This window comes from Sandarakinorhabdus rubra (genome assembly GCF_010994245.1).
Taxonomy (GTDB): domain Bacteria; phylum Pseudomonadota; class Alphaproteobacteria; order Sphingomonadales; family Sphingomonadaceae; genus Sandarakinorhabdus; species Sandarakinorhabdus rubra.
Genome location: NZ_WMHO01000122.1, coordinates 1 through 7837, shown reverse-complemented (window position 1 = coordinate 7837; position 7837 = coordinate 1). Strand labels below are relative to the sequence as shown.

Sequence of the window (7837 nt, the reverse complement as noted above, 5' to 3'; positions counted from 1 at the left end):
GGGCGTTCGCCGCGCGGCGCGCCGCCATCACGATCGCCGCGACCTTCACGGCCACCCTCACGGCCTTCGCGGCCGCCTTCGCGCTCGCCACGGTCGCCACGGCGGGTCATCGCCGACGGCTCGTTCGACAGCGCGTCGACGCGCACGGTCATGTAGCGGATGATGTCTTCGTTGAGGCCAACCTGGCGCTCCAGCTCGGCCACGGCGGCGGCCGGGGCGTCGATGTTGAGCATCACGTAATGCGCCTTGCGGTTCTTGGCGATCCGATAGGCGAGGCCACGCAGGCCCCAATATTCGCTGTTTGCCACCGTGCCCTTGCCGTCGGCCAGGACCTTGGTGAAGCCTTCCGTCAGCGCTTCGACCTGAGCGGTTGTCAGGTCCTGCCGCGCGAGGAAGACATGCTCGTAGAACGGCATGTGTTTCTCTCCGTTGCCGATCGCTGGCGCCGCACCATGCGGAAACGCCCCTCCGGCTTGCTTCGCTTCCCCGCGCAAGGGCTGGCCCGGCACGGTGAAGCGGCGCCTATGGCCGAGGCGCGGCGGAAAGGCAAGTGATTCGCCCTTGCGACTGGCCCGCACAGCGGCGCGGCCACCGCCGCAGCCATGGGTGGATTCCGGTGCTGCCGGCATCCACCAGACGGGCATAGCCTGCCGTCTCGTCCCCAATGCTGCCCGCCGCCCGGGGCGCCGGGAACGGAGTTGCCCGCGATGTTCCTGTTGCCGCCCCTGCCCTATGCCTATGATGCGCTTGCCCCGGTGACATCGGCGCGAACGCTGCACCACCACCATGTCGAGCATCATGGCAGCTATGTGAAGGCCCTGAACGCCCTGCTCGAGACCGCGAACATCGCGCCCGACACGCTGGACGGGGTAATGGCCGCCGCCCGCCAGTCCGGCAACCGGGCGCTGTTCAACAATGCCGCCCAGGCCCGCAACCACAGCTTCTTCTGGGACGCGATGACCGACACACCCGGCACGCCGACCGGCGACCTGGCCGCAGCCATCACCGCGCAGATGGGCTCTCTGGCCGACCTGAAGACGGCGTTCGTGGCTGCCGGCGTGGCGCAGTTCGGATCGGGCTGGGTCTGGCTGGTCGCCGATGCCGAGGGCGGCCTGGCGATAACGGTGAGCCATGACGCGCAGGACTGGAAGGGCAAGACCGATGCCACGCCGCTGATCGTGTGCGACGTGTGGGAACATGCCTATTATCTCGATCACCAGGGCAATCGGGCGGGCTTTCTCGCGGCCTGGTTCGATGCGCTGCCCAACTGGGCCTTTGCTGGCCGGCAATATGCCGCGGCCCAGGGTTACGGCCCCAAATGGGAGCATCCCGACAGCAACGGCAACTGACCGAAAGGGCTCAGGGCGCCGGCAACATCCGCTCGCGAACCAACTCGATCAGCGTCGACAAGTCGGGAATGGCCGCGAAGTCCGCAGCGCTGATCAGCACGTCCAGCCGCCCGCCCTCCTCCACCGCCACCAGCGGCAGCGGCCAGTCGGCAGCGGCGGGAAAGGCGGCGCGGAAATCGGGGCGGTGGTGGAAGACCAGGTCCAAGCCCAGCCCGTCGAGAAACGCCCGCCATTCGCGCTTCATGGTCGCCAGCCCATAGGTGACGGCGCACAGTTGGCAGGGGTAGGTGGCCGGCGAGACGAGCTTGTGAATGCTGTCCATCACGCCGGCCACGATCCCGGCCTGGGCATTGTAGACGAGGACGAGGCGCTTCACCCGGCGGCGGAGAGCGCCGACTTGCCGCGCTTCACCATCAGCTTGTTGAGCGCGTTCACGTAGGCCCGGGCCGACGCCACCAGCGTGTCGGTATGGGCGCCGGTGCCGCGCACGCTGCGGCCGTTCTCGGCCAGCACCACGCTCACCTCGGCCTGGGCATCGGTGCCGGCGGTGACGGCATGGACCTGGTAGAGGTTCAGCACGGCATCATCGTGCGGCACCAGCTTGCGGATGGCGTTGAACAGCGCATCGACAGGGCCATTGCCGCGCGTTGCCGCCGTCACCTCTTCGCCGTCGATGGACAGCGTCAGGATCGCCCGCTGCGGGCCATTGCTGCCGCAATAGACCTCGACCTCGACGACCTGGATGCGGTCATGCCCGCGCAGCACCTCATCATCGACCAGCGCCACGATATCCTCGTCGAACACCTGCTTCTTGGCGTCGGCCAGGTCCTTGAAGCGCTTGAAGGCGTCACCGAACTCGTTGTCGCTGAGGTCATAGCCCATCTCGGCCAGCTTCGAGCGGAAGGCGGCGCGGCCGCTGTGCTTGCCCAGCACCAGGTTGGTGGCGCCCTGGCCCACGCTGTCCGGCGTCATGATCTCGTAGGTGGACGAGTCCTTCAGCATGCCATCCTGGTGGATGCCGCTTTCGTGCGCGAACGCATTGGCGCCGACGATGGCCTTGTTGGCCTGCACCTGCATGCCGGTGACGCCGCTGACCAACCGGCTGGCGCGGGTGATCTCCGTGCTGACGATCCCGGTCTGATACGGCATCACGTCGTGGCGCACCTTCAGCGCCATGGCGATTTCCTCCACCGCGGCATTGCCGGCACGCTCGCCGATGCCATTGACCGTGGCTTCCACCTGCCGCGCGCCGGCCATGATGGCAGAGAGCGTGTTGGCCACGGCGAGGCCCAGATCATTGTGACAATGGGTGGAAAAGATCGCCTGATCGGCGTTCGGCACGCGGGTGATCACGTCGCGGAACATGGCGCCATAGGTTTCCGGCGTCGCATAACCCACCGTGTCGGGCAGGTTGATGGTGGTGGCACCCGAGCGAATCGCCACTTCCACCGCCCGGCACAGGAAATCGGGATCAGAGCGCGTTGCGTCCTCCGCCGACCATTCGACATCCGGGCACAGGTTGCGGGCGAGACCGACGGAGAAGCGGATCGCCTCCAGTACCTCTTCCGGCGACTTGTTCAGTTTCACCTTCATGTGCAGCGGCGAGGTGGCGATGAAGGTGTGGATGCGCGGGTTGCGGGCGCCCTTCAACGCCGCCCAGGCGCGTTCGATGTCGGCCGCCCCGGCGCGCGCCAGGCTGGCGACGATGGCCTTGTCGCAGATGTTGGCGACCGCCTGCACGGCCTCGAAATCGCCTTCGCTGGCAATCGCGAAGCCGGCCTCGATGATGTCGACGCCCAGCGCTTCCAGTTGGGCTGCGACCTTCAGTTTTTCCTCGAGATTCATCGAGCAGCCGGGGGATTGTTCCCCGTCGCGCAAGGTGGTGTCAAAGATGCGGATACGGTTCTTGTCGATGCTGGTCATGGCTGTGCCTGTCTGAACGCTGGCCCGACGCTGCGGGCCTGTTGCCGGAGTGTCCAAGAAATCCCCTCAAGGCGTGAGGCCGAGGGAACGCGCCCAGCAGCCAGCATCACGCCCGAGGGCGTGTAAGTCGCAGCAGCGTGAGGGCCGGTTGGAAAGCCATGGCGGCTGCAATAACCCGAAGCGGTGGCCCAGCGCAAGCCAAAGCCATGCGCACAACACTTGCGCGCCGGCGGGATGCGGGGCTTGATGCGCGCCATGGCCGATGTCTTTGCCGCGATCGATATCGGGTCTGCTGTCCAGCAGGCGGTGACCCCGGTGTTCCTGCTGACGGCCATCGGCGGCATGCTCAACGTGATGGCCCACCGCCTGTCGCGCGTGGTTGACCGGGCACGCCACCTCGAAGCCCATGTCGGCAGCTACACCGCCGACCGGCGGCGGCTGGCGATCGATGACCTGGCGGTGCTGGCAAGGCGCATGGCGGCGGCCAACTGGGCGATCGCGCTGTGCACGCTGGCCGCGCTGCTGGTCTGCATGGTGGTGGCGCTCCTGTTCATCGAGCAGCTGATCGGCGGCACGCTGGACGAAGTGGTGGCCTGGTTGTTCATCGCCTCGACCATGCTGCTGACCGGCGGGCTGATGCTGTTCCTGTGGGAAGTGCAGCTGGCACTGAGGAGCGTGCGGGTGCGGGCGCAGGACCTGCTGGCGGAGCGCCGGCCTGCGGGTGAATAGCAGGGGAAGGGAACGGCAGAGAAGAAAGGGGCGTCGCGGCAAAGCCGCGCCGTCAGACGACACACGAAAAGGGCGGCCTGTCGGGGCCGCCCTTTTTGGTCGCTGGCCGATCTTGCCGGAGTCGGTGCGCGGCACGCGCGCTCGCCCGGCTGCGATCAGTTGCGTGCCTTGTCCACCAGCTTGTTCTTCGCGATCCACGGCATCATGCCGCGCAGCTTGGCGCCGGTTTCCTCGATCGGGTGGGCGTTCTGCAGCTTGCGGGCCGCCTTCAGCTCGGGGTTGCCAACGCGGTTGTCGAGGATGAAGCGCTGGACGAAGCGGCCCTGCTGGATATCGGCCAGCACGCGCTTCATCTCGGCCTTGGTCTCATCGGTGATGATGCGCGGGCCGGTGTGATAATCGCCATATTCGGCGGTGTTGCTGATCGAATAGCGCATGTTGGCGATGCCGCCTTCATACATCAGGTCAACGATCAGCTTCACTTCGTGCAGGCACTCGAAATAGGCCATTTCGGGCGCATAGCCGGCTTCCACCAGCGTTTCGAAGCCGGCCATGATGAGGTGAGAAAGCCCGCCGCACAGCACCGCCTGCTCGCCGAACAGGTCGGTCTCGCACTCTTCCTTGAACGTGGTCTCGATCACGCCCGAGCGCCCGCCGCCGATGGCCGAGGCATAGGAAAGCGCCACGTCGTGGGCGTTGCCGCTGGCATCCTGGTGGATGGCGATCAGGCAGGGCACGCCGCCGCCGCGCTGATACTCGCTGCGCACCGTGTGGCCGGGGCCCTTGGGCGCGATCATGAACACGTCGATATCGGCGCGCGGCTCGATCAGGCCGAAGTGCACGTTGAGGCCGTGGGCGAAGGCCAGCGCCGCGCCGGGCTTCATGTTGGCCGCCAGATCATCATTGTAGATGGCGGCCTGGTGCTCGTCGGGCGCCAGCACCATGATGACGTCGGCCCACTTCGCCGCATCGGCGTTGCTCAGCACCTTGAAGCCGGCGCCCTCCGCCTTCTTGGCGGTGGCCGAGCCGGGGCGCAGCGCGATGGCGACATCGGCCACGCCCGAGTCCCGCAGATTCTGGGCATGGGCATGGCCCTGGCTGCCATAGCCAACGATAGCGACCTTCTTGGCCTTGATCAGGCCGACATCGGCATCGGCATCATAGTAAACGCGCATGGGAAGAGCTTTCTGTGCAGTGAGTTTGAAAACGGGATGGCGTTAGACCGCCTCGGGTCCGCGGGCAATGGCCACGACCCCGGTGCGGGCGACCTCGACAAGGCCAACCTCCCGCATCAGGGCAATGAACTGGTTCACCTTCTCGGTGGAGCCCGACACTTCGAACACGAAGCTGGTGGTGCTGGTGTCCACCGGGCGGGCGCGGAAGATGTCGGCCAGCCGCAGCGCCTCCACCCGCTTGTCGCCGCTGCCAGCCACCTTCACCAGCGCCATCTCGCGCTCGACATGCGGGCCATGCTCGGTGAGGTCAATCACCCGGTGCACCGGCACCAGCCGTTCCAGCTGCGCCATGATCTGATCGATCACCGGCGGCGGCCCGCTGGTGACCACCGTGATGCGCGATACATCGTGATCGGCCGAGACGTCGGCGACCGTGAGGCTCTCGATATTGTAGCCGCGCGCCGAGAACAGGCCGACGATGCGGGCCAGCACGCCGGCCTCGTTGTCCACGATGATCGACAGCGTGTGCCGTTCGGAGGGGAGATGCTTCATGGCCTACACCAGCGCCTTCGCGTCATCATCGGCCGGCCCCACCTCGTCGGCGGCAGACAGGATCATGTCGGTGTGTGCCGCGCCCGAGGGGATCATCGGGAAGCAGTTGGCCAGCTTCGACACCCGGCAATCCACCAGCACCGGGCCCGAATGATCGAGCATGGCGGCGATGCCGTCATCCAGATTGTCCGGGCTGTCGATCACGATTCCCTTCCACCCATAGGCTTCGGCCAGCTTCACGAAATCGGGCAGGCTGTCGGAATAGGATTCGGAATAGCGGCTGCCGTGGTTCAGCTCCTGCCACTGGCGCACCATGCCCATATATTCGTTGTTGATGATGAAGATCTTCACCGGCAGGCGATACTGCACCGCCGTGCCCAGTTCCTGGATGTTCATCTGGATGCTGGCTTCACCGGCAATGTCGATCACCAGCGCGCTCGGGAAGGCCAGTTGCGCGCCGATAGCGGCGGGGAGGCCATAGCCCATCGTCCCCAGCCCGCCCGAGGTCAGCCACTTGTTCGGCTCGTGGAAGCCGAAATGCTGGGCCGCCCACATCTGGTGCTGGCCCACCTCGGTGGTGATGATCGGCTTCTTCGCCTTGGTCATTTCATAGAGACGCTGGATAGCCTTCTGCGGCAGCAGCGCCTCACCCTTCTGCTCGAAGCCGAAGCTGTTGCGGCTGCGCCAGCCGGCGATCTGCTCCCACCAGGCTGACTGGTCGGCGGGGCGATGCCCGCGCGACCGCCAGACCTTGAGCATGTCTTCCATCACGCTGCCGACATCGCCCTGGATGGCGAGATCAACGCGCACCGTCTTGTTGAAGCTGGACCTGTCGATATCGACATGGATCTTGCGGCTTTCGGGGCTGAACGCGTCCAGCCGCCCCGTCACGCGATCATCGAAGCGCGCGCCAAGGCAGACCATCAGGTCGCACCTGTTCATCGCCATGTTGGCTTCGTAGCTGCCGTGCATGCCCAGCATGCCGAGGAACTGCGGATGTTCGGCCGAGAAACAGCCCAGACCCATGAGCGTGGAGGTGACCGGCGCGCCGCAGGCCTTGGCCAGCTCGCGCAGCAGCTGGCTCGCCACCGGGCCGGAATTGATGATGCCGCCGCCAGTATAGAGGATCGGGCGTTCCGCGGCCGCCAGCATCTCCACCGCCGCCTCGATGCTGGCCAGATCGCCCTTCACCTGCGGCTTGTAGGTCTTGTGCGTGATCGTGCCCGGCTTGTCATAGCGGGCCTTCATGATCTGCACGTCCTTGGGGATGTCGATAACCACCGGGCCGGGGCGGCCGGAACGCGCGATGTGGAAGGCCTCGTGCAGCACGGGGCCCAGCTTCGCCGTCTCCTTCACCAGGTAATTGTGCTTGGAACAGTGGCGGGTGATGCCCACCGTGTCGCATTCCTGGAAGGCGTCGGTCCCGATGAGGTGCGTCGGCACCTGGCCGGTGAGCACCACCAGCGGGATCGAATCCATCAGCGCATCGGTGATGCCGGTCACCGCGTTGGTGGCGCCGGGGCCGGAGGTGACCAGCACCACGCCCACCTTGCCGCTGGCCCTGGCATAGCCTTCGGCCGCATGCACCGCCGCCTGTTCGTGGCGCACCAAAATGTGGCGGATGCGGTTCTGCTTGAACAGCTCGTCATAGATGGGCAGCACCGCGCCGCCCGGATAGCCAAAAATCACCTCGACCCCCAGATCGGTGAGGGCCTCGATGGTGATTTCGGCGCCGGTCTTTTCCGTGCCCATGGCGAAGTTCCAGTTCCTGTCCCATGCAGATGCGGCCGCAAGGCGGCGAAGCGCTGCTGTTATGGGAAAGAAATTGGCCGGTCAAGCGGCATCTGCGCAATTTTCATGCGCTTGGCTCGGTCAGGAGGTAACTTCCGGCAACCCCCGCGAGCGTGGACGGAATGCCATGGCCAACGCCAGCAGGCCGACGATGGCCGCGACCACCGCCGGCGGCACGGCGCCGGCATCGCGGCGGGCCACGGGCTGCGCGACGGGCATCGCATCGGCCCGTGTGAATGTGGCGGCGACAGGGGTGACCGCCGGTGTCAGGCAGGCCGCATCGGATGGCGCGCAACGGGCGCTGGCCGGCGCGGCAAG

General features: G+C 66.3%; 9 protein-coding genes. 2 read left to right on the top strand and 7 right to left on the bottom strand.

All coding sequences use genetic code 11. From position 1 onward, the window contains the following. Positions 1–416, bottom strand: a 416-nt coding sequence (gene rpsF / locus GJV64_RS08755; protein WP_164156879.1) for a 30S ribosomal protein S6, incomplete at its 3' end; no start/stop codon positions are given. 291 nt (positions 417–707) lie between these two features. Here rpsF and GJV64_RS08750 point away from each other — a divergent pair. Further along, complete coding sequence (locus GJV64_RS08750; protein WP_164156877.1) at positions 708–1349, top strand: superoxide dismutase; 642 nt, start codon at positions 708–710, stop codon at positions 1347–1349. 10 nt (positions 1350–1359) lie between these two features. Here the strand turns inward: GJV64_RS08750 and GJV64_RS08745 are convergent, their stop codons facing one another. After that, entirely contained in the window at positions 1360–1725 is a 366-nt protein-coding gene (locus GJV64_RS08745; protein WP_164156876.1) for a hypothetical protein, read from the bottom strand. Continuing rightward, positions 1722–3272, bottom strand: coding sequence for a 2-isopropylmalate synthase (locus GJV64_RS08740; protein WP_164156875.1), 1551 nt, complete (start codon positions 3270–3272; stop codon positions 1722–1724). Before GJV64_RS08740 ends, GJV64_RS08745 begins: the two co-directional genes overlap by 4 nt. A 246-nt stretch (positions 3273–3518) precedes the next feature. On the opposite strand from GJV64_RS08740, the gene GJV64_RS08735 reads away from it, so the two are divergent. Beyond that, positions 3519–4001, top strand: coding sequence for a DUF2721 domain-containing protein (locus tag GJV64_RS08735; RefSeq protein ID WP_235927666.1), 483 nt, complete (start codon positions 3519–3521; stop codon positions 3999–4001). Positions 4002–4156: 155 nt separating this feature from the next. Here the strand turns inward: GJV64_RS08735 and ilvC are convergent, their stop codons facing one another. The 4 genes from ilvC to GJV64_RS15490 all read right to left on the bottom strand — a co-directional run. Next, a complete protein-coding gene (gene ilvC, locus GJV64_RS08730; protein ID WP_164156874.1) occupies positions 4157–5176 on the bottom strand; it encodes a ketol-acid reductoisomerase in 1020 nt (339 codons plus the stop codon). A gap of 42 nt (positions 5177–5218) precedes the next feature. Beyond that, positions 5219–5728, bottom strand: coding sequence for an acetolactate synthase small subunit (ilvN, locus tag GJV64_RS08725; RefSeq protein ID WP_164156873.1), 510 nt, complete (start codon positions 5726–5728; stop codon positions 5219–5221). Positions 5729–5731: 3 nt separating this feature from the next. Further along, entirely contained in the window at positions 5732–7480 is a 1749-nt protein-coding gene (locus GJV64_RS08720; protein WP_164156872.1) for an acetolactate synthase 3 large subunit, read from the bottom strand. A 120-nt stretch (positions 7481–7600) separates the two neighbouring features. Continuing rightward, on the bottom strand, positions 7601–7837 hold a 237-nt coding region (locus tag GJV64_RS15490; RefSeq protein WP_205599571.1), incomplete at its 5' end, for a hypothetical protein.

What these genes read in the sequence shown, in the direction of transcription:
- GJV64_RS08750 (WP_164156877.1), top strand. Translation starts at nt 708, where the DNA reads ATGTTCCTGTTGCCGCCCCTGCCCTATGCCTATGATGCGCTTGCCCCG.
- GJV64_RS08740 (WP_164156875.1), bottom strand. Translation starts at nt 3,272, where the DNA reads ATGACCAGCATCGACAAGAACCGTATCCGCATCTTTGACACCACCTTG.
- GJV64_RS08735 (WP_235927666.1), top strand. Translation starts at nt 3,519, where the DNA reads ATGCGCGCCATGGCCGATGTCTTTGCCGCGATCGATATCGGGTCTGCT.
- ilvC (WP_164156874.1), bottom strand. Translation starts at nt 5,176, where the DNA reads ATGCGCGTTTACTATGATGCCGATGCCGATGTCGGCCTGATCAAGGCC.
- ilvN (WP_164156873.1), bottom strand. Translation starts at nt 5,728, where the DNA reads ATGAAGCATCTCCCCTCCGAACGGCACACGCTGTCGATCATCGTGGAC.
- GJV64_RS08720 (WP_164156872.1), bottom strand. Translation starts at nt 7,480, where the DNA reads ATGGGCACGGAAAAGACCGGCGCCGAAATCACCATCGAGGCCCTCACC.